We start from the raw sequence: 224 nt of genomic DNA on the forward strand, positions 1-224 counted from the left end.
GGAACCCCTGCTCTCCGTCGAGGACCTGCAGGTCGCGTTCAAGACGCAGGACGGCTTCGTGCCGGCCGTGCGCGGCGTGAGCTTCGACGTCTACCCGGGCGAGACGATCGCCATCGTCGGCGAGTCGGGCTCCGGCAAGTCGACGACCGCGCACGCCATCATCAACCTGCTGCCGGGCAGCGGGCGGATCACGGGCGGCAAGGTGCTGTTCGAGGGTCGCGACC

1 protein-coding gene is annotated in these 224 nt (G+C 70.1%); it reads left to right on the forward strand.

Features of this window, described 5'->3' with window-relative positions; genetic code table 11:
* Positions 1–224 (forward strand): ATP-binding cassette domain-containing protein (locus FJ658_RS16770; protein WP_370454753.1); only part of this gene is annotated, 224 nt, incomplete at both ends.

It is taken from the genome of Schumannella sp. 10F1B-5-1 (assembly GCF_006517535.1).
Lineage (GTDB): Bacteria > Actinomycetota > Actinomycetes > Actinomycetales > Microbacteriaceae > Schumannella.